The sequence below is a fragment of the Pseudomonas alcaligenes genome, assembly GCF_014490745.1.
In the GTDB taxonomy this organism is placed as follows: Bacteria; Pseudomonadota; Gammaproteobacteria; order Pseudomonadales; family Pseudomonadaceae; genus Aquipseudomonas; species Aquipseudomonas alcaligenes_C.
Map to the genome: position 1 here is coordinate 3,557,992 of NZ_LZEU01000001.1, position 24,510 is coordinate 3,582,501.

General features: G+C 63.2%; 21 protein-coding genes, 2 tRNA genes and 1 pseudogene. 14 read left to right on the forward strand and 10 right to left on the reverse strand.

Annotation, left to right across the window (positions count from 1 at the left end; genetic code table 11):
- Nucleotides 1-170 precede the first annotated feature (170 nt).
- A complete protein-coding gene (gene dinB, locus A9179_RS16220; RefSeq protein ID WP_223123228.1) occupies nt 171-1,253 on the reverse strand; it encodes a DNA polymerase IV in 1,083 nt (360 codons plus the stop codon).
- Between the two features lie 109 nt (nt 1,254-1,362).
- Between dinB and A9179_RS16225 the strand changes: the two genes are divergently transcribed.
- From A9179_RS16225 to A9179_RS16245, 5 genes and pseudogenes are all read left to right on the forward strand, one after another.
- Nucleotides 1,363-1,439: transfer RNA gene (locus A9179_RS16225), tRNA-Met, on the forward strand.
- A gap of 121 nt (nt 1,440-1,560) precedes the next feature.
- A tRNA-Met gene (locus A9179_RS16230) sits at nt 1,561-1,637 on the forward strand.
- Between the two features lie 197 nt (nt 1,638-1,834).
- Nucleotides 1,835-4,446, forward strand: a pseudogene (gene mprF / locus A9179_RS16235) (bifunctional lysylphosphatidylglycerol flippase/synthetase MprF).
- 2 nt (nt 4,447-4,448) lie between these two features.
- Nucleotides 4,449-5,711 carry a virulence factor family protein gene (locus A9179_RS16240; RefSeq protein WP_187808614.1) on the forward strand — a complete coding sequence of 421 codons (1,263 nt, stop codon included), beginning with the start codon at nt 4,449-4,451 and terminating at the stop codon, nt 5,709-5,711.
- Nucleotides 5,712-5,791: 80 nt separating this feature from the next.
- Nucleotides 5,792-6,340, forward strand: a complete 549-nt coding sequence (locus A9179_RS16245; RefSeq protein WP_187807251.1) for a cytochrome b — start codon at nt 5,792-5,794, stop codon at nt 6,338-6,340.
- Nucleotides 6,341-6,564: 224 nt separating this feature from the next.
- Here the strand turns inward: A9179_RS16245 and A9179_RS16250 are convergent, their stop codons facing one another.
- A complete protein-coding gene (locus tag A9179_RS16250; protein ID WP_187807252.1) occupies nt 6,565-8,466 on the reverse strand; it encodes a potassium transporter Kup in 1,902 nt (633 codons plus the stop codon).
- Nucleotides 8,467-8,643: 177 nt separating this feature from the next.
- On the opposite strand from A9179_RS16250, the gene rimO reads away from it, so the two are divergent.
- Entirely contained in the window at nt 8,644-9,966 is a 1,323-nt protein-coding gene (gene rimO, locus A9179_RS16255; protein ID WP_187807253.1) for a 30S ribosomal protein S12 methylthiotransferase RimO, read from the forward strand.
- A 59-nt stretch (nt 9,967-10,025) separates the two neighbouring features.
- Here the strand turns inward: rimO and A9179_RS16260 are convergent, their stop codons facing one another.
- Nucleotides 10,026-10,991 carry an integron integrase gene (locus tag A9179_RS16260; RefSeq protein ID WP_187807254.1) on the reverse strand — a complete coding sequence of 322 codons (966 nt, stop codon included), beginning with the start codon at nt 10,989-10,991 and terminating at the stop codon, nt 10,026-10,028.
- A gap of 158 nt (nt 10,992-11,149) precedes the next feature.
- Between A9179_RS16260 and A9179_RS16265 the strand changes: the two genes are divergently transcribed.
- The 5 genes from A9179_RS16265 (at nt 11,150) to tsaA (ending at nt 14,840) form a co-directional block, all read left to right on the forward strand.
- Complete coding sequence (locus tag A9179_RS16265) at nt 11,150-11,590, forward strand: DUF2628 domain-containing protein (RefSeq protein WP_187807255.1); 441 nt, start codon at nt 11,150-11,152, stop codon at nt 11,588-11,590.
- A gap of 543 nt (nt 11,591-12,133) precedes the next feature.
- Nucleotides 12,134-12,457, forward strand: a complete 324-nt coding sequence (locus A9179_RS16270) for a DUF6678 family protein (protein WP_223123229.1) — start codon at nt 12,134-12,136, stop codon at nt 12,455-12,457.
- 116 nt (nt 12,458-12,573) lie between these two features.
- Entirely contained in the window at nt 12,574-12,843 is a 270-nt protein-coding gene (locus A9179_RS16275; RefSeq protein ID WP_187807256.1) for a hypothetical protein, read from the forward strand.
- Nucleotides 12,844-13,416: 573 nt separating this feature from the next.
- The gene (locus tag A9179_RS16280; RefSeq protein ID WP_187807257.1) at nt 13,417-13,842 is read left to right on the forward strand and encodes a DUF4236 domain-containing protein; all 426 of its coding nucleotides are present in this window, start codon (nt 13,417-13,419) and stop codon (nt 13,840-13,842) included.
- A gap of 305 nt (nt 13,843-14,147) precedes the next feature.
- Entirely contained in the window at nt 14,148-14,840 is a 693-nt protein-coding gene (tsaA, locus tag A9179_RS16285; protein WP_187807258.1) for a tRNA (N6-threonylcarbamoyladenosine(37)-N6)-methyltransferase TrmO, read from the forward strand.
- Nucleotides 14,841-14,900: 60 nt separating this feature from the next.
- On the opposite strand, the gene fpr is transcribed toward tsaA, so the two are convergent.
- Nucleotides 14,901-15,680, reverse strand: coding sequence for a ferredoxin-NADP reductase (gene fpr / locus A9179_RS16290; RefSeq protein WP_187807259.1), 780 nt, complete (start codon nt 15,678-15,680; stop codon nt 14,901-14,903).
- A gap of 207 nt (nt 15,681-15,887) precedes the next feature.
- On the opposite strand from fpr, the gene A9179_RS16295 reads away from it, so the two are divergent.
- On the forward strand, nt 15,888-16,814 hold the full coding sequence (locus tag A9179_RS16295; protein WP_187807260.1) for a LysR family transcriptional regulator: 927 nt from the start codon (nt 15,888-15,890) through the stop codon (nt 16,812-16,814).
- Nucleotides 16,815-16,847: 33 nt separating this feature from the next.
- Here the strand turns inward: A9179_RS16295 and A9179_RS16300 are convergent, their stop codons facing one another.
- The 3 genes from A9179_RS16300 to A9179_RS16310 all read right to left on the reverse strand — a co-directional run bounded on the left by A9179_RS16300 (nt 16,848) and on the right by A9179_RS16310 (nt 18,139).
- Nucleotides 16,848-17,207 carry a PilZ domain-containing protein gene (locus tag A9179_RS16300; RefSeq protein WP_187807261.1) on the reverse strand — a complete coding sequence of 120 codons (360 nt, stop codon included), beginning with the start codon at nt 17,205-17,207 and terminating at the stop codon, nt 16,848-16,850.
- 61 nt (nt 17,208-17,268) lie between these two features.
- A complete protein-coding gene (locus A9179_RS16305; RefSeq protein WP_187807262.1) occupies nt 17,269-17,694 on the reverse strand; it encodes a DUF4124 domain-containing protein in 426 nt (141 codons plus the stop codon).
- Nucleotides 17,695-17,764: 70 nt separating this feature from the next.
- Nucleotides 17,765-18,139: a tetratricopeptide repeat protein gene (locus A9179_RS16310; RefSeq protein WP_187807263.1), complete on the reverse strand. Its 375-nt coding sequence runs from the start codon at nt 18,137-18,139 to the stop codon at nt 17,765-17,767.
- Between the two features lie 166 nt (nt 18,140-18,305).
- Here A9179_RS16310 and pyk point away from each other — a divergent pair, with 166 nt between their 5' ends.
- Nucleotides 18,306-19,757 carry a pyruvate kinase gene (pyk, locus tag A9179_RS16315; protein WP_187807264.1) on the forward strand — a complete coding sequence of 484 codons (1,452 nt, stop codon included), beginning with the start codon at nt 18,306-18,308 and terminating at the stop codon, nt 19,755-19,757.
- A gap of 150 nt (nt 19,758-19,907) precedes the next feature.
- Here the strand turns inward: pyk and A9179_RS16320 are convergent, their stop codons facing one another.
- Genes A9179_RS16320 through A9179_RS16330 form a run of 3 tightly spaced genes read right to left on the reverse strand, consistent with a single transcriptional unit; the run spans nt 19,908 to nt 22,765 of the window.
- Nucleotides 19,908-20,681, reverse strand: a complete 774-nt coding sequence (locus A9179_RS16320) for an enoyl-CoA hydratase (protein WP_187807265.1) — start codon at nt 20,679-20,681, stop codon at nt 19,908-19,910.
- Nucleotides 20,682-20,718: 37 nt separating this feature from the next.
- Nucleotides 20,719-21,657: an iron-sulfur-binding ferredoxin reductase gene (locus tag A9179_RS16325; protein WP_187807266.1), complete on the reverse strand. Its 939-nt coding sequence runs from the start codon at nt 21,655-21,657 to the stop codon at nt 20,719-20,721.
- Nucleotides 21,650-22,765 carry a GGDEF domain-containing protein gene (locus A9179_RS16330; RefSeq protein WP_187807267.1) on the reverse strand — a complete coding sequence of 372 codons (1,116 nt, stop codon included), beginning with the start codon at nt 22,763-22,765 and terminating at the stop codon, nt 21,650-21,652. The genes A9179_RS16325 and A9179_RS16330 overlap by 8 nt, the downstream gene beginning before the upstream one ends.
- Nucleotides 22,766-22,972: 207 nt before the next feature.
- Between A9179_RS16330 and A9179_RS16335 the strand changes: the two genes are divergently transcribed.
- Nucleotides 22,973-24,496 (forward strand): fumarate hydratase, encoded by a 1,524-nt coding sequence (locus A9179_RS16335; protein ID WP_187807268.1) that lies wholly within the window; start codon nt 22,973-22,975, stop codon nt 24,494-24,496.
- Nucleotides 24,497-24,510 lie beyond the last annotated feature (14 nt).

Consider the following 24,510-nt stretch of genomic DNA (forward strand, 5'->3'; position numbering starts at 1 on the left):
GCGCCCCTACGCCTACTGAGCCTTACGAACCCGCGCCCATCCCCCTACCTCGTCATCCCCGCGAAGGCGGGGATCCAGTGGAGTCAGCTCGGGGCCAGGGGAATGAACGGAGTGACCGGCGCTGGATCTCCACCTGCGCGGAGATGACGGTGTAACCAAAGAAGCCCTAGCTACGGCGCAAACAGCTCCAGCTGCTCATGCCGCCCGCGCAGATCGACCAGGCGTACACCGACGCCCAGTAGCCGCACCGGTTTGTTGCCGCGGGCGAAGGCGGCGCTCAGCAGCAGCTGGTAGCTGTCCAGGTCGCGACGCGCACCGGCCTGCTCCAGGGTGGTCTGGCTGAAGTCGTGGAACTTGATCTTGACGAAGGGCTTGTCCGGCTTGTAGCTGGCGTCCAGCCGCGCCATGCGCGTGTTCAGCTGCTCCAGCAGCTCAGGCAGATGGGCCAGGCAGGCGGCCAGGTCGGGCAGATCCTTGTCGTAGGTGTTTTCCACGCTGACCGACTGGCGACGGCTGTCGACCTGCACGGCGCGCTCGTCGATACCACGGGCCAGGTTCCACAGGCGCTCGCCGAAACTGCCGAAATCACGAATCAGCGCTATTTTCTCCCGCACGCGCAGGTCGGCGCAGGTACCGATACCCAGGCGCCCGAGCTTGTCGGCGGTGACCTTGCCGACACCATGCAGCTTGCCCACCGGCAATGCCGCGACGAACTCGTCGACCTGATCCGGGGTGATCACGAACAAACCGTTGGGCTTGCGCCAGTCGCTGGCGATCTTGGCCAGGAACTTGTTCGGCGCCACCCCGGCAGACACAGTGATGTGCAGTTCGTTGGACACCCTACGGCGGATCTCCTGGGCGATGCGCGTGGCGCTGCCGGAAAAATGCGGGCTGGCGGAGACATCCAGGTAGGCCTCGTCCAGCGACAGCGGCTCGATGATCTCGGTGTAGTCGCGGAAGATGCCGTGGATTTCCCGCGACACCGCTTTGTAGGCGTCCATGCGCGGGCGCACCACCTGCAGATCCGGGCACAGCTTGAGCGCCTGGCCCATGGGCATGGCCGAGCGCACGCCCCAGGCCCGTGCCTCGTAGTTGCAGGTGGCGACCACCCCACGCCGATCCGCCGCCCCGCCCACTGCCAGCGGTTTACCCACCAGGCTCGGGTCGTCGCGCATCTCGATGGCGGCGTAGAAGCAGTCGCAATCCACATGGATGATCTTGCGCACGAAAGTCCGGAAAGCCCCGTCTGGCATGCCCTGAAGGCCCAGAGTCTACCATCCGGGCAGCGCTAAGCACCTGAGCAAACAACAGTTTTTCTAATTTAAAGGTTGACACCCAGGCGTTCGACAGTAGAATGGCGGCCGCGGGATGGAGCAGTCTGGTAGCTCGTCGGGCTCATAACCCGAAGGTCGTAGGTTCAAATCCTGCTCCCGCAACCAGTTTCGAAGAAAGGCCACTCAAACGAGTGGCCTTTTTCGTTTCTGCCTTTTAATCATTTAAGTAATTGATTAAAAAGCAGAAATCGATTGACAGCAGTTCGTTTATACGTAGAATGGCCGGCGCGGGATGGAGCAGTCTGGTAGCTCGTCGGGCTCATAACCCGAAGGTCGTAGGTTCAAATCCTGCTCCCGCAACCAGTTTTCGAAGAAAGGCCACTCAAACGAGTGGCCTTTTTCGTTTCTGCGGTTTTACTGTGATAAGCGAATTGGCAAAACGCCACCTTATTGCTTTGCCAACCAGGGAACTTGCCGCCGATCGCGGACTCTGAGCGCAAATTGCCTGAGGTGCCCGATGCGCGCCAACTCCGAAGCCAGCTCCAGTTCCACCGCTCCCGATACCTCTCCTCTCTCCGACGAATCCGTGTCAGCCACCTGGCTGGAACGGCTCAGCGCCTACCGCCAGCCGCTTGGTATCGCCTTCACCCTGCTGCTGTTCGGCATCGGCCTGCTGGCCTGCCGACACTTGCTGCAGGAGCTCGACCTCGGCGCCCTGCACGACGCCATCGGCGAGATTCCCAACAGCCGCCTGCTGGCCGCCCTCGGTGCCACGGCCCTGGGCTTTGTTGCCCTGGCCGGCTACGAGTGGTCGGCCTGCCGCTATGCCGGCGTGCAGCTGCCCTGGCCGCGCCTGCTGCTCGGCAACTTCTGTGCCTCGGCAGTGGGCAATGCCATCGGCCTGTCGCTGCTCACCGGCGGCTCGGTGCGCTACCGCCTATATAGCCGCGACAACATCGCCGCCGCCGATATCGCCCGCATCACCCTGTTCGCCAGCCTTGCCCTCGGCTGCGCGCTGCCAGTACTGGCTGCCTTAGCCGCCCTCAGCGACCCGGCCGATGCGGCACTGGCCCTGCATCTGCCCTCGGGCGTGATCAGCACCCTGGCCTGGGGCCTGCTGCTGCTCGCCGTGGGCGGCCTGTTCTGGCTGAACGGTCGCCGCGTGCCCGGCGAGACCCCGCCCGGTACCCTCGACGTACGCCTGGGCAAGGGCAGCCTGCGCCTGCCGGGCCTGCGCCTGGCACTGCTACAACTGCTGATCACCCTGCTGGATGTCTGCGCCGCCGCCGGCGTTCTCTACCTGCTGCTGCCGGATGCCCCGCCACTGGGGGCCTTCCTGCTGGTCTACCTACTGGCCCTGGCCGCCGGCGTACTCAGCCATGTGCCGGGCGGTGTCGGGGTGTTCGAGGCGGTGCTGCTGGCCGCTTTCGCCGGCCAGCTGGGCGCCGCGCCGCTGGCCGCCGCGCTGCTGCTGTACCGCTTGATCTATATCGGCCTGCCCCTGGTACTGGCCTGCCTGTTGCTGCTGGCCAACGAGGCGCGCCAGTACTTCCCCGCCGGCCGCCAGGCGCTGCGCGTAGCCGCCGGTCCGGCCGCGCCGGTGCTGGCTTTGCTGGTGTTCCTCTCCGGCATCGTGCTGTTGTTTTCCGGTGTCACACCGGCGGTGGACGTGCGCCTGGAGCACCTGAGCTTCCTCATCCCCCATCGCCTGATCGACGCCTCGCACCTGGCCGCCAGCCTGGTCGGCGTGCTCTGCCTGCTGCTCGCCCACGGCCTGCGTCGGCGCCTGTCGGCGGCCTGGGCGCTGACCCTGGTGCTGCTGCTGGCTGGTGCCGTGCTGTCGCTGCTGAAAGGCTTCGACTGGGAGGAAGCCAGCCTGCTCAGCCTCACCGCTATCCTTCTGGCCAGTTTCCGCCACGCCTTCTACCGCCCCAGCCGCCTGCTGGAGATGCCCTTCTCCCTGCCCAACCTGGCCGCCAGTGCCTGCGTGCTGGGCGCGGCACTGTGGCTGATGCTGTTCGCCTACCAGGACGTGCCCTACGAGCACGAGCTGTGGTGGCAGTTCGCGGTGGATGCCGATGCCCCGCGCGCGCTGCGTGCCACCCTGGCCAGCGGCCTGCTACTGGCCGGCCTGGCCCTGGCCTGGCTGCTGCGCCCGCAGCCGCCGACCATCGACCTGCCGGATGCCGAGGAGCGCCGGCGCGCCGATGCCATCGTCCGCGCCAGCGAACAGCCCGATGGCGGTCTGGCCCTGACCGGCGACAAGGCGCTGCTGTTCCACCCAGCCGGCGATGCCTTCCTGATGTTCGCCCGCCAGCGCCGCAGCCTGGTGGCGCTGTTCGACCCGATCGGTCCGGCCGCCCGCCGCGCCGAGCTGATCTGGCAGTTCCGCGACCTCTGCGACCTGCACCACGCCCGCCCGGTGTTCTACCAGGTGCGCGCGGAGAACCTGCCGTTCTACATGGACATCGGCCTGAGTGCGGTCAAGCTCGGCGAGGAAGCCCGCGTCGACCTGCAGCGCTTCGACCTGGAAGGCAAGAACAAGGCTATGAAGGATTTGCGCTACACCCTCAGCCGCGGCCAGCGCGACGGCCTCGGCCTGCGCATCCACGAGCCCGGCATGGCGCCGCTAGCCGAGCTGCAGGCCATCTCCACGGCCTGGATGGAAGGCAAGCAGGTGCGCGAGAAAGGCTTCTCCCTCGGCCGCTTCGATGCCGACTACCTGCAGCATTTCCGCATCGCCACCATCGAATTCGAAGGCCGCCCGGTGGCCTTCGCCAACCTGCTGGAAACCGACGGGCGCAAGCTCGCCAGCCTCGATCTGATGCGCATGCACCCGGACGCGCCCAAGCTGACCATGGAGTTCCTCATGCTCAGCCTGCTGCTGCACTTCAAGGCCCAGGGCTACGAGCGCTTCAGCCTGGGCATGGTGCCACTGGCCGGCCTGCAACCACGGCGCGGCGCGCCGCTGACCCAGCGCCTCGGCGCGCTGGTGTTCCAACGCGGCGAGCAGTTCTATAACTTCCAGGGCCTGCGCCGCTTCAAGGACAAGTTCCAGCCGGACTGGGAGCCGCGCTACATGGCCGTGCCGGCCGGGCTCGACCCGCTGGTGGCACTGGCCGACACCGCCGCCCTGATTGCCGGCGGCTTCACCGGACTGGTCAAACGCTGATGATGAAACGCTCCTCCGTACAGATCCTGCTAAGTGTCGGCCTGCTCTGGCTGCTCGCTTCCGCGGCTGCACTGTTCTACTGGTACCGGCCCAGCCAGGAACAGCACGCGCTTGGCGACGGCACTCCGCTCAGCATTACTGCGCCGGCCAGCCGGACGAGCCGCAAGGTGCTGCTGGCCCTGCCCGCCGACCAGCTGTACAGCCCCGCCGAGCTGCTCGAACTGGCCAAGGACGGCGACGTGCGCATCGCCCAGTACCCACTGGCCAGCGGCGACAACTGCAAGGTGCAGTGGCAGCGCCTCCACGATGCCCTGCAACTGCTCGGTGGCACCGACCTGGTGGCCGGTAGCGGCCCTGGCGCGGTGCTCGCCTGGCGCTGGCTGGCCAGCCAGGGCAACGACCAGGCCCGCGCCGTTTCGGTGGGTTTTTCGATGAAGGATCCCGACTGCAATGCCGTGCTGCCCCAGGAGTCCAAGCACGGCCACTGGCTGACCGCGTGGAACGACAACCCGGATGACGCCAGCGCCCGCTTCGTGCGCCAGCAGGAGCGCAGCGAGACGCTGATCGGCAACTACGACACCTCGCTCAAGGAGCTGCTGCGTAGCCAACTGCTGCATGCCCTGCACGGCGACGACGACAGCCTGCCGGTGGTCGAAGTACCCGCCGCCCAGGCCAGCGATACCGTCACCCTGTTCTACTCCGGCGACGGCGGCTGGCGCGACCTCGACCGCGACGTGGCGGCCGAGATGGCCCAGCGCGGCTACCCGGTGGTCGGCATCGATGCGCTGCGCTACTTCTGGCAGCACAAGAGCCCGCAACAGGGCGCCGCCGACCTCAGCCGCCTGATGCAGACCTACCGCGACAAATGGGGTGCCAAGCACTTCGTGCTGGCCGGCTACTCCTTCGGTGCCGATGTGCTGCCGGCCTTCTACAACCAGCTGCCGGCCGCCGACCAGCAACAGGTACAGGCCATCCTACTGCTGGCCCTGGCGCGCAGCGGCAGCTTCGAGATCGAGGTACAGGGCTGGCTGGGCAAGGCCGGCGAGGAAGCCGCCACCGGCCCGGAACTGCTCAAGCTGCCGGCCGCCAAAGTGCTCTGCGTGTACGGCAGCGAAGAGGCCAAGGACAGCGGCTGCACCCTGCCCAAGGCCCCCGGCGAACTGCTTCAGCTGCCTGGCGGGCACCACTACGACGGCAACTACCCGGCCCTGGCCGAACGCCTGCTGCAAGCCATCCAGCAGCGCCAACCGGTGCCCGTAAAGTGAGCACGCTTCAGACAACCTTAAGCCTGGCCGGTTAAGATGCGCGCGAGCCCGCCGGCAGATGCGGGAAAAGAGGACTCGTGATGAGCTGGAAAAATACCGAAAACCGCTACGGCGGCCTGTCCATCGCCCTGCACTGGCTGATGCTGCTACTGATCGCCACCGTGTACTTCACCATGGAATTTCGCGGCATCTTCCCCAAGGGCAGCGATGGCCGCGAGATGATGAAGCAGCTGCACTTCATGCTCGGCCTGAGCATCTTCGCCCTGGTCTGGCTGCGCCTGATCGCCCGCCTGATTGCGCCGACGCCGAAGATCGTGCCGGCCATTCCGGCCTGGCAGGCGATTCCGGCCAAGCTGATGCACCTGGCGCTGTACGCCCTGATGATCGGCACCCCGTTCGCCGGCTGGCTGATCCTCAGCGCCATGGGCAAGCCGATCCCCTTCTTCGGCCTGGAGCTGCCGGCCCTGATCGAGAAGAACCATGACCTCGGCGAGCAGATCGAGCACTGGCACGTGCTGGTCGCGCAGACCGGCTACTGGCTGATCGGCCTGCACGCCGCCGCCGGACTTTTCCACCATTTCGTCAGCCGCGACAACACCCTGACGCGCATGCTGCCGGGTCGCGAGTAACGGCAACCATCCATTAGAAGGCTTGTCACCGTTACCTGCAGCATCGGCGTGTCCTTCTCTGGATCCCCGCCTGCGCGGGGATGACGAGACAAAGGAAAGGTATGCAGGGCGGGTGAAACCCCGTATCGATTCGCGGTTTTCACCCGCCCTACACATTTCAGAGGCGTGAGTAACGCCCACAAAAAACGGCGCCTGGTGCGCCGTTTTTTGTGCCTGTCGCAACGTCAGATTTCGACCTGGGTGCCCAGCTCAATCACCCGGTTCAGCGGCAGGTTGAAGAAGCGCAGGTTGCTGTTGGCATTGCGCAACATGAAGGCGAACAGCACTTCGCGCCAGCGCGCCATGCCGAAGCGCTTGGTGCTGATCACCGTTTCCCGGCTGAGGAACCAGGTGGTGCGCATCGGGCTGAAGTCCAGCTCGTTGAGGTGGCACAAGCGCAGCGCCGCCGGTACGTCCGGCTCGTCCATGAAGCCGAAGTGCAGGATCACCCGGAAGAAGCCCTCACCGTAGACCTCCACCTCGAAGCGCCGATCCGGCGCCACCCGCGGCTCGTCCTCACTGACCACCGTGAGCAACACCACCTGCTCGTGCAGCACCTGGTTGTGCAGCAGGTTGTGCAGCAGCGCATGGGGCACCGCGTCGGAACGGGCGGAGAGGAACACCGCGGTGCCCTGGGCACGGAACGGCGGCTGGCTGCGAATACTGCCGATGAAGATCGGCAGCGGCAGCGCGGTTTCGTCGAGGCGGTCGACCAGCAACTGGCGACCGCGCTTCCAGGTGGTCATCAGGGCAAACAGCACAATGCCGGCCAGTACCGGGAAGGCGCCGCCTTCGAAGATCTTCGGCACGTTGGCGGCAAAGAACAGGCCATCGACCAGCAGGAAGCCCAGCAGCACCGGCACGGCCAGCCAACGCGGAGTCTTCCACAGCAGCAGCATCACCGAGGACACCATCAGGGTGGTCATCAGCATGGTGCCGGTCACCGCCACGCCATAGGCCGAAGCCAGCGCGCCGGACGACTCGAAGCCGATCACCAGCAGCACCACGGCGATCATCAGGCCCCAGTTCACCGCGCCCACGTAGATCTGCCCCTGCTCCTCACTGGAGGTGTGCTGGATCTGCATGCGCGGGATGTAACCGAGCTGGATGGCCTGGCGGGTCAGGGAGAAGGCACCGGAAATCACCGCCTGCGAGGCAATGATGGTGGCCAGGGTGGACAGCCCGACCAAGGGCAGCAGGGCCCAGGACGGCGCCAATAGATAGAAGGGGTTGCGCGCGGCGGCGGCGTTTTCCAGCAGCAGCGCGCCCTGGCCGAAGTAGTTGAGCACCAGACCCGGCAGCACCAGGAGGAACCAGGCCCGCGCGATCGGCTTGCGGCCGAAGTGGCCCATGTCGGCATACAGCGCCTCGGCACCGGTCAGCGCCAGCACCGTGGCACCGAGAATCGCCACCCCCATGCCCGGATGGGCAATAAAGAAGTGCACGCACCAGTAAGGGTTGAGCGCCTGCAGTACCTCGGGACGCTGGGCGATGCCATACACGCCCAACGCACCCAGCACGGTGAACCACAGCACCATCACCGGCCCGAACAGGATGCCGATGCGCGCAGTGCCGTGCTTCTGAATCAGGAACAGGCCGACCAGCAGGATCAGCGACAGCGGCACCACCCAGTGCTCGACGCCCTCGAAGGCCACTTCCAGGCCTTCCACCGCCGAGAGTACCGAGATCGCCGGGGTGATCATGCTGTCGCCGTAGAACAGCGAGGCACCGAACAGACCGCACAGCACCATCAGCCGGCTCAGCCGCGGGTAAGGCGCCGTAGCGCGCCGGGCCAGGGCCAGCAGGGCCATGGCCCCGCCCTCGCCCTGGTTGTCGGCGCGCAGGATGAACAGCACGTACTTGATCGACACCACCCAGATCAGCGACCAGAAGATCAGAGAAAGGATGCCGAGCACCCCTTCCATGTTGGTCTGCACGCCGTAATGGCCGGCAAAGACTTCCTTGAGGGTATAGAGCGGGCTGGTACCGATATCGCCGTAAACCACCCCGACAGCTGCCACCAGCAAGCCGATGGAGGTAGACGCCCCCTGGGCTGGCGCCTGTTGATCCGTACTGGCAACACTCATTAACGGTTGGCTCCGCTGCGAAAAATGGCGCAAATGCTGCGCCTGACATTCAATGAAAACAAGCCCCGCCCCACTGCAACGCGTATCGGCAGAGGCTAGTAAAGGTCGCGACCTGCCGCTAGAATTGCGCACTTTTTGATCAGAGGCGCCACCAGCGCGCCCTTAGAGGTTAGCCGCATGTCCACCGCCACACCGAAAGTCGGGTTCGTCTCCCTGGGTTGCCCCAAGGCCACGGTCGATTCCGAACGCATCCTCACCCAGCTGCGCATGGAAGGGTACGAGATCGTCCCGACCTACCAGGATGCCGACGTCGTGGTGGTCAATACCTGCGGCTTTATCGACAGCGCCAAGGCTGAATCGCTGGACACCATCGGCGAGGCCATCGCCGAGAACGGCAAGGTGATCGTCACCGGCTGCATGGGCGTGTCCGAGAACGCCATCCGCGACGTGCACCCGAGCGTGCTGGCCGTCACCGGCCCGCAGCAGTACGAGCAGGTGGTCAACGCCGTACACGAGGTGATCCCGCCCAAGGCCGATCACAACCCCTATGTCGACCTGGTGCCGCCGCAGGGCATCAAGCTCACCCCGCGCCACTACGCCTACCTGAAGATTTCCGAAGGCTGCAACCACAGCTGCGCCTTCTGCATCATCCCGTCCATGCGCGGCAAGCTGGTCAGCCGCCCGGTCGGCGACGTGCTCTCGGAGGCCCAGCGCCTGGTCAAGGCCGGCGTCAAAGAGCTGCTGGTGATCAGCCAGGACACCAGCGCCTACGGCGTCGACCTCAAGTACAAGACCGACTTCTGGGAAGGCCAGCCGGTCAAGACGCGGATGAAAGAGCTGTGCGAAGCGCTCTCCAGCATGGGCGTGTGGGTACGCCTGCACTACGTCTACCCCTATCCGAATGTAGACGATGTGATCCCGCTGATGGCTGCCGGCAAGCTGCTGCCGTACCTGGACATCCCGTTCCAGCACGCCAGCCCGAAAGTGCTCAAAGCCATGAAGCGCCCGGCCTTCGAGGACAAGACCTTGGCCCGCATCAAGTCCTGGCGCGAGATCTGCCCGGAACTGACCATCCGCTCCACCTTCATCGTCGGCTTCCCCGGCGAAACCGAGGAAGACTTCCAGTACCTGCTGGACTGGCTGACCGAAGCCCAGCTCGACCGCGTCGGCTGCTTCCAGTACAGCCCGGTAGAAGGCGCCCCGGCCAACGACCTGGGCCTGGAGCCGGTACCGGATGATGTGAAGCAGGATCGCTGGGATCGCTTCATGGCCCATCAGCAGGCCATCAGCACCGCGCGCCTGCAGCGCAAGATCGGCACCGAGATCGAAGTGCTGATCGACGAAGTCGACCACGAAGGCGCCGTCGCCCGCTCCTGGGCCGACGCCCCGGAAATCGACGGCAGCGTGTTCATCGACTCCACCAGCGTGCAACCGGGCGACAAAGTGCGCGTGCGCGTGGTCGATGCAGACGAGTACGACCTCTGGGCCGAACTGGTCTGATCGCCCTGCGCCAATAAAAAGCCCCGCCGATGCGGGGCTTTTTTATGCCTGCGCGCTGATCAGGCTCGATCCAGCGGGCTGAGCACACACAGGCCGCCACGGTTGAGCACGTGGGTGTAGATCTGCGTGGTCTTCACATCGGCGTGGCCGAGCAGTTCCTGCACGGTACGGATGTCCTGGCCACTCTCCAGCAGGTGGGTGGCAAAGGAGTGACGCAGGGTATGCGGCGTCGCCGGCTTGTTCAGGCCAACCCGGCGCACCGCGTTGCGCACGGCCCGCTGGATGGTCTTCTCGTGCAAGTGATGGCGGAAGATCCCACCGGAACGCGGGTCGGCAGAGCGGTTGACCGAAGGGAACACGAACTGCCAGCACCACTCCGCCGCCGCATTCGGGTACTTACGGGCCAACGCATGGGGCAGATTCGCCCGCCCATAGCCTTCCACCAGATCCAAACGGTGCAGCGCCTGCACCCGCTCCAGATGCTGCTGCAGAGGCGCCGCCAGCTTGCGGGGCAACAAGGTCACCCGATCCTTCTGCCCCTTGCCGTCGCGAATCAGAATCTCGAAGCGGGAAAACTCCACATCCTTGACCCGCAGCCTCAGCACCTCCATCAGCCGCATACCCGAGCCATACAGCAGACTGGCAACCAGCCACAGCGTACCGTCCAGCTGCGCCAGCACACTCGCCACCTCTTCCCTCGTCAGCACCACCGGCAAGCGCTGCGGCCGGCGCGCCCTAATCACGCCGTCCATCCATGGCAACTCGATCCGCAAAACCTGCTTGTAAAGGAACAGAATCGCCGACAGCGCCTGATTCTGCGTGGATGCCGAAACATCCAGGCGCACCGCCAGATCACTGAGAAACGCCTCAACCTCGGCGGCTCCCATCTCCTGTGGATGACGGTACTGGTGAAAACGAATGAAACGCCTCACCCACACCAGATAGACAGTTTCAGTACGAATCGAATAGTGTCGAAGACGAATTTGCTCGCGCATCTGATCGAGCAGCTTGGGTTTGTCATCCATGTCGCTGTTGCTCCCTGATTCATGTCGCCTCTCCTGAGGCGCAGTGCAGGCTAGACAAGGACTTAGCGGACGACAAGGAACGTTATGCGACACAAGTGGCGGAAAAAATTACCCCGCATGTGTCGTCTACTTATAGTTAGCCACTACAAGGAAGTCCTATGCAAACGCAAAATCCATATGCCACTCCTAAATCCTCGATCATCGAGTCTAACGGAGAAATTACTGAGGGAAAAATTGAAAGTCTTTTAGTTTCTCCAGTGTGGAAAGAGCGATTTAAAGCAATCTATCTGGCTGGCGGCCCGAAGCTTACAAACATTAAAAACATACCTAAAAGCGAACGGCGCAAGGCTTTTAAGTTCAACATACTGGCTTTCTTATTCGGGCCAATCTATTACCTTTCAAAAGGCATGTGGAGAAAAGCTATTCTATACACCGTAGCGGCGCTAATTATACTAGTAGCCCTGGGCATGCTCCTCGAATATCTTGGCTATTCAAAAATAGCTAACTCTCTTCATTTTGGAGCCAGCGCCTTCTTTGCAGTACGTGCGAACATAGATTTCTACAAAAAGGCTGTTCTAGAAGAAAATGGTTGGTGGTAGCGGCTAACAATGCGCTCAACAGCCGCTCACTTCGTTCGCTGGACTCGCAAAAGCTGCGCTTTTGCTCGCCCGTTAGCTTAATCGTTAGGCCTCATGAGACGATGACCATGATCTATAGACCGCATGCGACTCATAGAAAGAATATTCAAGGCGTCCTACTACCCCTTACCGCAGCAATCTTTGAGGTCTTCGGAAGCCGGGCTCAAGATAACGGGCGTCCTATCGGGGCGTTTTACCCGCAAAACGTCAGTACTACGACATGGGAGCATTTGGGTGGAATCTGGTATCGCGCCAGAAATGAGCAAAAAGTTCGGAACCGTAAAGTGAATGTCGAGACCGTGCAGGCGTTCGCTCACAGCATCCGAACCGGAGAAGAAGTCCGACTAAAAAGTGGCACAATTATAACTTGGGAACAGATTCCCGCAGAGGAGGTGTCAAAGTTGCCACCTCCTCTGAGCAAAGCCTAACACTTGGTTCAAATCGCTCGTTTCGCTCGCTGGGACGGGCTAAAGCCCGCCCCTTAACCAAACGTTAGAGGGCTTCATGGAACTCATCGCCCTGATGAACAATACGAAGTGGAATGAACTTCGACTAGCCATGTACCAGCTAGGCGACAAAGCGCCTAAATGGCGTACCTGCTGTGTAGAAAATGGTTATATTTCTGCATGGGACGGAGAGTGGTTCTACCACTTTCAGAGCTGTGACTATGCTGCAATCGAGTGGATCGACATCCAAGTTATCTCGCATGAGCAAGAATTAGCCGTGCACAAAGAAATTTCAAAAACTCATTTGCCGGGTGAAAAAGTCGAGAGCGGCTATCGCATCTACGGCTACGCACCACTAGGAAAAGCAGTTGAATATGTATAGCCCTCTAACAATGCGCTCAACTGCCGCTCACTTCGTTCGCTGGACAGCCAAAAGCTACGCTTTTGTCTGCCCGTTAGCTTAATCGTTAGCAGCCTTTCCCGAAAACCGAGATAGAAATGGAATTCGCACCGGACACGCCAAGAATTGCTTTATCAGTGCTATTCGTCATGGCTCAATTTACGCTTTTCATTCTTTACGTAATTGAAGCCATACAAGCAGCGAAGTACTCCAAAAACAACCATGGCTTTATTTTTAATACATGGTTCCTGAGTCCAAAGGACTATCCAGGTGGTGAAAAGCACTGCAAGCGCGGATTCTTGTATGCTTTGCTCAGCGCTGCAGGCTTTGGAGCACTGTACTGGTGTGGCTCATGCGTAAACTGCTAACAACTGGTTCAAGCCACTCGCTTCGCTCGCTCGGGACCGGCTAAAGCCGGCCCCTTAACCAAACGTTAGGTGCTTCAAATGCGCACGGCGCTGCTTCAAGAAATCCAACGTTTCGCTGAGAGCAAGCGCCCAGCCTGGGAGCTTGAGAGCTGGTGGGAAAAACATGCTCGCGAAGTAGAATCAGAGTTGGGAAGGAGCGCTTACCTAGCAGTTAGCAAGCGAAAGTTCGTTGGGCTTAAGCATGTTCTAGAAAAAGAAGAGCTTGCATATGTGGCATCTAGGGAGCACTGCCAGTCATGCGGCGAGCCATTTTTTGTCGTTGTTCCCGGCACAACAACTAAAGAGCAAATAATTTCATTTGCAAAGCAATGTAGCCTAAAAGAGGCAGCTCAAATTATCGAGAGTGGGTGGATGCACCCTGGGCAATACTGCAAGTCAGGCTGTACATTCAAACTATGGGACATAAGGTAGTGCGGTCAGCACCTAACAATGCGCTCAAAGCGCTCACTTCGTTCGCTGGGACGGCGTTCCGCCGCCCCTTAGCTTAATCGTTAGGGAGCAGGAGAAATAATCATGGCCTTGAAATTCCGTAAAAGAATAAAAATAGCTCCAGGAATCAAGCTAAATATCACATCCAAAGGTGTCTCTAGCGTTTCGTTGGGTGGCAAAGGTGGAACTGTAAATTTAGGCAAAAGCGGAGTCACCACAACTGCATCAATTCCAGGCACAGGTATTTCTTACAGCAAGAAAATTAGCAATAGCAAAAAATCCACTCAATCTAAAGCAACAACACTAGAAATTGAGAAACTTGCTGGCGTAGAAGAATACGATCCCAGACCACAGAAAAGTGTAGGAATTTTACTGGGCATAGGTATATTTATGATGCCCTACATATTTTCATGGGTGCTTCTGCAACAAGGCTATAGCAAAAAATCACGAATCATCAGCTTTGCCTGGTTGGGAATTTTGTGTATCTCATACTTCAGCAGAAAGCCCTAACAAATGGTTCAAGTCGTTCGCTTCGCTCACTGCGGGACCGGCTAAAGCCGGCCCCTTAACCAAACGTTAAGCCATTCAGCGTGATTATCAGTAGAGCTGACTCCCTTTTGCTCATTGGCATGGTTTAACCATTCCATACTCCCCTCGCTCGATAAGCTCAACAACACACGCCTCACAGCGCTGATGCCCCCTGACTCTCCCCCTCCCCCGTGGCAACAAGCGCCTCGAAGCATAGAAACAGTCTTGATGCCGCTGCCATAAGCCTGATCGGCTACCATGGCGCAAATTCTCGCCCCCAGACCGCCATGCCCTACTCCGTAACCCCCATCGGTTTCGTCCGCTCCTGTTTCAAGGAGAAGTTCGCCATTCCGCGCCAGCCGCAGCTGGCTCCTGCTGCGCGCGGGGTGCTGGAGCTGGTGGCGCCGTTTGATCGGGCCGAGGCGGTGGAGGGGCTGGAGCAGGTCAGCCATGTCTGGCTGCTGTTTCTCTTCCATCAGGCATTGGAGGACACACCACGGCTGAAGGTGCGGCCGCCACGGCTGGGCGGCAACGCTTCGCTCGGGGTATTTGCCACCCGTGCCACCCACCGGCCCAACGGCATCGGTCAGTCGGTGGTACGCCTGGACAAGGTCGAGCCGGGGCGGTTGTGGTTGTCCGGTATCGACCTGCTGGATGGCACGCCGGTGCTGGATATCAAGCCGTATGTGCCCTACGCCGACTGCATTGGCGATGCGCGCAATACGATGGCCGATGCCGCACCGGTCGCCGTGCCGGTCACCTGGCAGGCCAGCGCGCTGCAGCAGGCCCACGAGCATGCCACGCGCCTGGGTGAGCCGCTGGTGGCGCTGATCGAGCAGTGCCTGGCGCAGGATCCGCGCCCGGCCTATCAGGTGCCGGAGCCGGAGCGGCGCTATGGCGTGCGCTTCTGGGATGTGCAGGTGCGCTGGCATTACCCGACGCCAGAGCAGATCCATGTGCTGGAGGTGGTGCCAGCCTGACCTGCGCCGTAGAAACGACAAACCCGCCAAGCGGCGGGTTTGTTGGTACAGCGCTGGCGCTTACTTCTCGACGAAGGCGCGCTCGATCAGGTAGTCGCCCGGCTCACGCATGCGCGGGGAGATCTTCAGGCCGAAGCTGTCGAGAACCTCAGCGGTCTCGTCGAGCATGCTCGGGCTGCCGCAGATCATGGCGCGGTCGTCCTGCGGGTTGATCGGCGGCAGGCCGATGTCTTCGAACAGCTTGCCACTGCGCATCAGGTCGGTCAGGCGGCCCTGGTTCTCGAACGGCTCGCGGGTCACGGTCGGGTAGTAGATCAGCTTGTTCTTCAGGGCGTCGCCGAAGAACTCGTTCTGCGGCAGGTGTTCGGTGATGAACTCCTTGTACGCCACTTCGTTCACGTAGCGCACGCCGTGCACCAGGATGACCTTCTCGAAGCGCTCGTAGGTCTCCGGATCCTGGATCACGCTCATGAACGGCGCCAGGCCGGTGCCGGTGCTGAGCAGGTACAGGTGCTTGCCCGGGTTGAGGTCATCGAGAACCAGCGTGCCGGTGGGCTTCTTGCTGATGATGATCTCGTCGCCTTCCTTGAGGTGCTGCAGCTGGGAAGTCAGCGGGCCGTCCGGCACCTTGATGCTGAAGAACTCCAGGTGCTCTTCCCAGTTCGGGCTGGCGATGGAGTAGGCACGCATCAGCGGGCGACCATTGGGCTGCTGCAGGCCGATCATGACGAACTGGCCGTTCTCGAAGCGCAGGCCCGGGTCGCGGGTGCACTTGAAGCTGAACAGGGTGTCGTTCCAGTGATGCACACTGAGTACGCGTTCCGAGTTCATGTTGCTCATGCGGGTATTCCTCAAAGTCTCGGTGTTCAGATTGCCTGCAAAACCTGTTGCCCGCCTTGAGCCACGTCAATACAAGGCTCTACGGCTGGAGGAAGCGGCACGCAGCAAATCCGTCTGCCGGGGCCGGCAGCGTTGCGCGTCATTTTAGGGGCAGGCACAATATCTGTTAAGTGGATTATCAAGATATAGTTTATCGGTTATATAGATATGCGATTCACTCTGCGCCAACTCGAAGTGTTCACCGCCGTGGCCAAGCAGGAAAGCGTGTCGCGCGCTGCCCAGTCGCTGTCGCTTTCGCAGTCGGCAGCGAGCACCTCGCTGACCGAGCTGGAACGGCAATCCGATTGCCAGCTGTTCGACCGCGCCGGCAAGCGCCTGTCGCTCAACGCCCTCGGCCACCAGTTGCTGCCGCAGGCCGTGGCCCTGCTCGAACAGGCCCGCGAGATCGAGCGCCTGCTCAACGGCAAGAGCAGCTATGGCTCGCTGCAGGTGGGCGCCACCCTGACCGTCGGCAACTACCTGGCCACCCTGCTGATCGGCAGTTTCATGCAGCGCCATCCGGAGTGCCGGGTGAAGCTGCATGTGCAGAACACCGCCAACGTGGTGCAACAGGTGGCGCATTATGAACTGGATCTGGGCCTGATCGAAGGCGATTGCCAGCACCCGGACATCGAGGTGCAGCCCTGGGTGGAGGACGAGCTGGTGGTGTTCTGCGCCCCGCAGCATCCGCTGGCGCAGATCGGCCGGGCCAGCCTGGACGAACTGTCACGCGAAGCCTGGATCCTCCGTGAACAGGGCTCGGGCACCCGCCTGACCTTCGACCAGGCCATGCGCCATCACGCCACGCCGCTGAACATCCGCCTGGAGCTGGAGCATACCGAGGCGATCAAGCGCGCCGTGGAGTCCGGCCTGGGCATCAGCTGCATCTCGCGCCTGGCCCTGCGCGATGCGTTCCGCCGCGGCAGCCTGGTGGCGCTGGAAACCCCGCAACTGGATCTGACCCGGCAGTTCTATTTCATCTGGCACCGGCAGAAGTACCAGACCGCGGCCATGCGCGAGTTCCTCGAACTGTGCCGTGAACTGACCGCCGGGATTCGCCGCAGCGACGAGATCATTCTGCCGTCGATTGCCTGAGCGGGACACGCCGCCGGGGCGGCCTGTCAGTTGTCAGGCCGAGGCTTGCAGGGGATGAAAGCTGAAGTAGTGGCGCAACGCATCGACCATCTCGACGTACTCGGCCGGGGGCGCCACCAGGGCAAAGCCGGAGTCGAAGGTGCCGGGGGTGACATCCTCGCGGCTCCACTGGCAGGTGGCGTAGAAGTCGATATGGCGGATATGGCCATCGCGGCCGGGAATTTTCAGGCGCATGTCGAAGCGCGCGCTGACCAGCATCGGCAGCTGGCTGATCAGCATCAGGCCGTCCAGGGAGACGTTGCCGATGTAGCCCATCGGCTTGTCGGTGATGCGGTTGAACACCTTCAGGTAGTACGGCAGTTGGTGGCGTTCGATGCGGCGTTCGATATGCATGGTGGCCTATCGCTACGGTTAGACCTTGGAGTATGGGCCGGGCGGCCAAACGGCGCCAGACTCAGGAGCAGCGCTCGGCGATCCGGGACGATAAACGGTTACGGGCACCGTCGATTTCCTTGTCGCTGATGTAACTGCGCTCGCCATTCTTGTCGGTGACGAAGTAGCGCCCGCCGCGCTGGATTTCCGCCAGCTGGCTGCGCAGCTCCTTGCATTCCTGCGCGCGCTGGGCCCGCGCCTCGGCAGACTTGGCATCGGCCTGGGCCTTCTCCTGACGACGCGCTTCGTAGAACTGCTCGGTGCGCTCCTCGCGCTGACGAGTGGCATCGTCGCGCTCGACCACCTGCGGCTTCACCTCGATCTGCTGAGCACCGGCGCCGCCCGGCTGCTCGCCGAAGTGCACCTGGCCATTGGCATCCGTCCAGCGATAGATTTCCGCCCCTGCCAATCCCGGCAGCAGGAGGAAGCACAGCAGCAGCTTGCGCATGTCCGACTCCTTCAGAAAAGCCGAGCTTAACGCCACTCGCGGGCCGCTGACAGAGGCCTAAAGCGCCAATTCAGAGCGGTGCCGGGCTGCTCTTGGCGACTTCGCCGTCGCGGTAATGGCCGAGCTGCTGCAGGGTTTCCAGACGGGCACGAGCGCGGTAGGCGTATTCGCTGGCCGGGTAGCGGGAGACGATGAACTCGTAGGTGCGCGCCGCATCGACAAACAGGTTCTGCCGCTCCAGGCACTGGCCGCGCAGCAGGGAGATTTCCGGCTGCACATAGCTGCGCGAGCGGCTGTTGCGCTCGGCGCGCGACAGGTCGAGCATGGCCTCCTCGCACTTGCCTTCGTCGTAATGGCGGTAGGCCTCGTCGAGGTGACGATCGAGGCTGACGCGGGTGCAACCAGCCAGGGTCAGCAGCGCGGCGAGGATGATCAGGGTACGCATGGGAAACTCCTCCGTAGTGCAGGCTATCGACTGCATTCTGGATTTCTCCAGCCGGCCGACGAGGCAAAGGCTCTGCTCGGGCCATTGCGAGGTAGTGCAGGCGAACAATGACTACAGTGTTTTGCCGTAGTAGCCTGCGCCCAGCCGTAATACTGGAGTGATCCGCATGACCCTGCGCCGTACCAAGATTGTCGCCACCCTCGGCCCTGCCAGCAACTCGCCGGAGGTTCTCGAACAGCTGATTCTGGCTGGCATCGACGTGGCCCGCCTGAACTTTTCCCACGGTACGCCCGACGAGCACAAGGCGCGCGCCCAGCTGGTGCGCGAGCTGGCGGCCAAGCACGGGCGCCATGTCGCCCTGCTCGGCGACCTACAAGGCCCGAAGATCCGCATCGCCAAATTCGAAGGCAAGCGCATCGAACTCAAGGAAGGCGACCTGTTCCGCCTGTCCTCCAGCCACTCGCGCACCGCGGGCACCCAGGAAGTGGTCGGCATCGACTACCCGGCGCTGATCCAGGACTGCGACGTCGGCGACGAACTGCTGCTCGACGACGGCCGCGTGGTCATGCAGGTCGAGCTCAAGGGCGCCGAAGAGCTGCACTGCCGGGTGACCATCGGTGGCCCGCTGTCCGACAACAAGGGCATCAACCGCCGTGGCGGCGGCCTGACTGCACCAGCCCTGACCGACAAGGACAAAGCCGACATCAAGCTGGCCGCCGAGATGGAGGTCGATTACCTGGCCGTGTCCTTCCCGCGCGATGCCGCCGACATGGAACTGGCCCGCCGCCTGCGCGACGAAGCCGGCGGCACCGCCTGGCTGGTGGCGAAGATCGAGCGCGCCGAAGCGGTGGCCGACGATGCCGCCCTCGACGGCCTGATCCGCGCCAGCGATGCGGTGATGGTGGCCCGTGGCGACCTCGGCGTGGAAGTCGGCGATGCCGAGCTGGTCGGCATCCAGAAGAAGATCATTGCCCACGCCCGTCGCTACAACAAGGCGGTGATCACCGCCACGCAGATGATGGAGTCGATGATCCACAGCCCGATGCCGACCCGTGCCGAGGTGTCCGACGTAGCCAACGCCGCGCTCGACTACACCGACGCGGTGATGCTCTCGGCCGAAAGCGCCGCCGGCGAATACCCGGTGGAAGCGGTACAGGCCATGGCCCGCGTGTGCCTGGGTGCGGAGAAGAACCCGATCAGCCAGAAATCCGGCCACCGCATCGGTCGCCAGTTCGAGCGCTGCGACGAGAGCGTGGCCCTGGCGACCATGTACACCGCCAACCACTTCCCGGGCGTCAAGGCGATCATCAGCCTGACCGAGAGCGGCTACAGCCCGCTGATCATGTCGCGCATCCGTTCGTCGATCCCGATCTTCGCCTTCACCCCGCACCGCGAGGCGCAGGCCCGCGTCGCGCTGTTCCGCGGCGTCTACACCGTGCCGTTCGACCCGGCCTCGCTGCCGGCTCACAAGGTCAGCCAGGCGGCGGTGGACGAGCTGCTCAAACTGGGCGTGGTCGAGCCGGGCGACTGGGTGATCCTGACCAAGGGCGACAGCTACCACGGCACCGGCGGCACCAACACCATGAAGATCCTCCACGTGGGCGATCCGCTGGTCTGATGCCAGGCGCAAAAAAAAGGCCGCTCGATGAGCGGCCTTTTTCGTTTCTCCCTCTCCCTTTGGGAGAGGGCCGGGGTGAGGGATTGGCAGCGAGTCGCTTACTGGCCCCTCACCCCTTCCCCTCTCCCGACGGGAGAGGGGTACAAGCAGTCAGGCGAACTTCGAGAAGTCCGGTTTGCGCCGCTGCATGAATGCCGACAGCGCCTCGATGGCCTCCGGCGAACGCAGGCGCTGGCCGAACAGCGTGCCCTCCTCCTCGATCGCCCGGCGCAGCTCCTCGCGCCCCGGGGTACGCATCAGGCGCTTGCTGTCGGCCACCGCCGACGGTGCCAGTTCGAGGAAGCGTGCCGCCATCTCGCGCGCCTTGGCCAGAGTCGCCGGGCCGCCCTGCAGCACGCCGCTGGCGATGCCCCACTGCGCCGCCTGTTCGCCATTGAAGCTTTCGCCGAGCAGCAGCAGTTCGGCCGCCTTGGCCTGGCCAAGCAGGCGCGGCAGGATCAGGCTGGAACCGAACTCCGGGCACAGGCCGAGGTTGACGAAGGGCATCTTCAGCTTGGCGTCGTGGCTGACATAGACCAGGTCGCAATGCAGCAGCAGGGTGGTGCCGATACCCACCGCCGGGCCGGCGACGGCGGCCACCACCGGCTTGCCGAAGTCGAACAGTGCGCGCATGAACTGGAACACCGGGCTGTCCAGGCCGGTCGGCGGTGCCTGGAGGAAATCCGCCACATCGTTGCCACTGGTGAAGCACTCGGCGCCGCCGGTGATCAGCACCACCCGTACGCTGGCGTCCGTATTGGCCGCATCCAGCACCTCGGCCATCTGGCTGTACATGGCGCGGGTCAGCGCATTCATCTTGTCGGCACGGTTCAGGCGCAGGGTCAGCAGACCGCCGTCGCGCTCGACCAGTACATGTTCGCTCATTGCAACTCCTTGCGCGCGCAGGCGCCGGGAGCGTGGCCTACGCGTGGGGTAGAAAGACGTCTGCCAGCACCTGGTTGCGCGGCACGCCGACCAGATAGAGGCGGCGCGCGAAACTTTCCACGCTGGCGGGAGAGCCGCAGAGTAAGGCGATGGTTTGCCGCGAGACAAGCCGCAGTTCCGCCAAAAACGCCGCCTGCTCGGACGCCGTCAGCAGCTCCACCTGCAGCTGCGGATGCTCTGTACGCAGCGCCGCGAGCGGCTCGGCGAGGTAGTGACCGCTGGCGTCATGGGCCAGGTGAATGAGCCGTATCGGGCCCTGATGATGCTGGCGCAGTGCCTCGCGCAGGATGCCCCACAGTGGCGCCAGGCCGGTGCCGGCGGCCAGCAACCAGAGCGGCCGCTCGTGCCAGTCCGGGTCGTAGTGCAAGGAGCCGCCACGCAGCTCGCCCAGGCGCAGCCCGTCACCCACCTGCAGCAGACGGGCAGCATCGCTGAACGCACCGGGCTGGCGGCAGTCGAGGTGGAACTCCAGCCAGGGCTCCTCGCCCGGCAGGCTGGCCAGCGAATAGGGTCGGGCCACCCCGCCGGCCGTCCACAGCACCAGGTGCTGGCCGGCGCTGTAGCGCAGCGGTTTCTCCGCCTGCAGGCGCAGACGCAGGACATCGCCGCCCAGCCAGTCGAGTGCGGCGACTCGCGCCGGCAGGCCATCGTGCCGCGGGTCGAAGAGTTCCACGCCAAGGTCTTCCACTACCTGGCACTGGCAGGCCAGGTGCCAGCCGGCGGCCTGTCGCTCGGCATCCAGGGCCTCGGGGGAATTGTCCTGCGGGGTACCGCTCACGCAGCGCACCAGGCAGGCATGGCAACTACCGGCGCGGCAGCTGTAGGGCACGCGCAAGCCGGCACCGTTGAGGGCATCGAGCAGGTTGCTACCGGGAGTCACCGACCAGGCCTGGCCGGCGGCGCGAATCTCAGGCACCGGCGCCCTCCCAGGCCGCATCGCAGCGGTTGCGCCCGCCGCGCTTGGCCCGGTACAGCGCCTGGTCGGCCCGCTGCAGGGCCTCGTCGAGGTCATCGCCCTCGGCCAGCAGGGTCATGCCGGCGGACAGACTGAGGTTGCTCACCTGCACACCCACCGGCTCGGCATTGGCAAAGGCCTCGCGCAGGCGCTCGCAGCAGCTGGTGAACTGGTCGGCATCGGTATTGGGCAACAACAGGACGAACTCCTCACCGCCATAGCGGGCCAGCACATCGCCGTCACGCAGACAGGCCCGCGCCACGGCGGCGAAGGTCTGCAGCACGCGGTCGCCGGCGGCATGGCCATGCACATCGTTGATGCGCTTGAAATGATCGAGGTCGATCAGCGCCAGGCCATGTTGCCGCCCGCCGCCGAGACTTTCCAGCTCGCGCAGGGCCAGACGCAGGAAATGTCGGCGGTTGAACAGGCCGGTCAGCTCGTCGGTGGCCACCAGGTCTTCGAGCTGGCGCATCATCCCGCGCAGGGTGTCCTGGTGCGCCTGCAGCGCATAGCGGCGCTGGCGCATGCGCTGGCGCAGGGCCTGCACGTAGCTGGCGAACAGGCTCTGCCAGACCAGGGCGACGAACAGTGTGCAGTTCTGTAGCAGGGCCAGACCAGGCGCGCTCAGGCGCATCTGGTAGCCTTCCCAGAGATTGAGGCTGGCAAAACCGAAGAAGGCGAAGGCCGCGCAACGGGTGAACACCCGTGGGCGCAGCTGGAACACGCCGAACATCAGGATCACCACATAGAACAGCAGCAGGGTGCCACGACCGCTGTCGAGCTGGGCCAGCAACAAGGTATGCAGGGTAAGCCCGACCAGGATCTGTGCCTCGGTCAGGCTGGGGTCGCGAAAGCGCAGGTTGTAGCCGCTGCGGAACAGGCCGAAGAAGACCAGCTGCGAGACCAGTACCAGGCCCGTGCAGAGCAGCGCGCCACCATACAGGCCGCTCAGCTGCGCCACCCACAGCAGCGCCAGCACCAGGCCATAAGTGGCCACCGCCATGCCGAATCGCTTCAGCAGCAGGCTTTGCAGGCTTCGCTTTGTAACCCGTGGACTGCTCGTGCTCATGGGCTCCATCCCGTACTGGCACCTTGCCCAACTCTACGCCCGTGATCACAAAATTCCTAGGCCACCCACTGGGCGATGTTCGACCAATAGCCCTGCCCGGCGGCTGTGCCGCACCGCCTGCTCGCGCTATACTGCCGCGCCATTTTCTGCGCCGGGTCGTGGTCCGGTGCTTCCCTATAGATGTTCCCGTACTAGAGGAGCGCTTGCATGACCGTGATTAAACAGGACGATCTGATCCAGAGCGTCGCCGACGCCCTGCAGTTCATCTCCTACTACCACCCCGTCGACTTCATCCAGGCCATGCACGAGGCCTACCTGAAGGAAGAATCGCCGGCCGCGCGCGACTCCATGGCGCAGATCCTGATCAACTCGCGCATGTGCGCCACCGGCCACCGCCCGATCTGCCAGGACACCGGCATCGTCACCGTGTTCGTCAAGGTCGGCATGGACGTGCGCTGGGATGGCGCCACCATGAGCGTCGACGACATGATCAACGAAGGCGTGCGTCGCGCCTACAACCTGCCGGAAAACGTCCTGCGCGCCTCCATCCTGGCCGACCCGGCCGGTGCGCGGAAGAACACCAAGGACAACACCCCGGCGGTGATCCACTACTCCATCGTCCCCGGCGACAAGGTGGAAGTGGACGTCGCGGCCAAGGGCGGCGGCTCCGAGAACAAGTCGAAGATGGCCATGCTCAACCCGTCCGACTCGATCGTCGACTGGGTGCTGAAGACCGTGCCGACCATGGGTGCCGGCTGGTGCCCGCCGGGCATGCTCGGCATCGGCATCGGCGGTACCGCCGAGAAGGCCGCGGTGATGGCCAAGGAAGTGCTGATGGAGCACATCGACATCCACGAACTGAAGGCTCGCGGCCCGCAGAACAAGATCGAGGAAATGCGCCTCGAGCTGTTCGACAAGGTCAACCAGCTGGGCATCGGCGCCCAGGGCCTGGGCGGCCTGACCACCGTGCTCGATGTGAAGATCATGGACTACCCGACCCACGCCGCCAGCCTGCCGGTGTGCATGATCCCCAACTGCGCCGCCACCCGTCACGCCCACTTCGTGCTCGACGGCTCCGGCCCGGCCGAACTGGAAGCGCCGGATCTGTCCGCCTACCCGGAAATCGTCTGGGAAGCCGGCCCGAGCGCGCGCCGCGTCAACCTCGACACCATCACCCCGGAAGAAGTGCAGAGCTGGAAGCCGGGCGAGACCGTGCTGCTCAACGGCAAGATGCTCACCGGCCGCGATGCCGCGCACAAGCGCATGGTCGACATGCTGAACAAGGGCGAACAGCTGCCGGTCGATCTGAAAGGCCGCTTCATCTACTACGTCGGCCCGGTCGATCCGGTCGGTGACGAAGTGGTAGGCCCGGCTGGCCCGACCACCGCTACCCGCATGGACAAGTTCACCCGCCAGATCCTCGAACAGACCGGTCTGCTGGGCATGATCGGCAAGTCCGAGCGCGGCCCGATCGCCATCGACGCGATCAAGGACAACAAGGCCGTGTACCTGATGGCCGTCGGCGGCGCCGCCTACCTGGTCGCCCAGGCGATCAAGAAGTCCAAGGTGCTGGCCTTCGCCGAACTGGGCATGGAAGCGATCTACGAGTTCGAAGTGAAAGACATGCCAGTTACCGTGGCGGTCGACACCAGCGGCGAGTCGGTGCATATCACCGGCCCGGCGATCTGGAACAAGAAGATCGCCGAAAGCCTGGCGGTGGAAGTGAAGTAAGCCCCAGCGCTGAC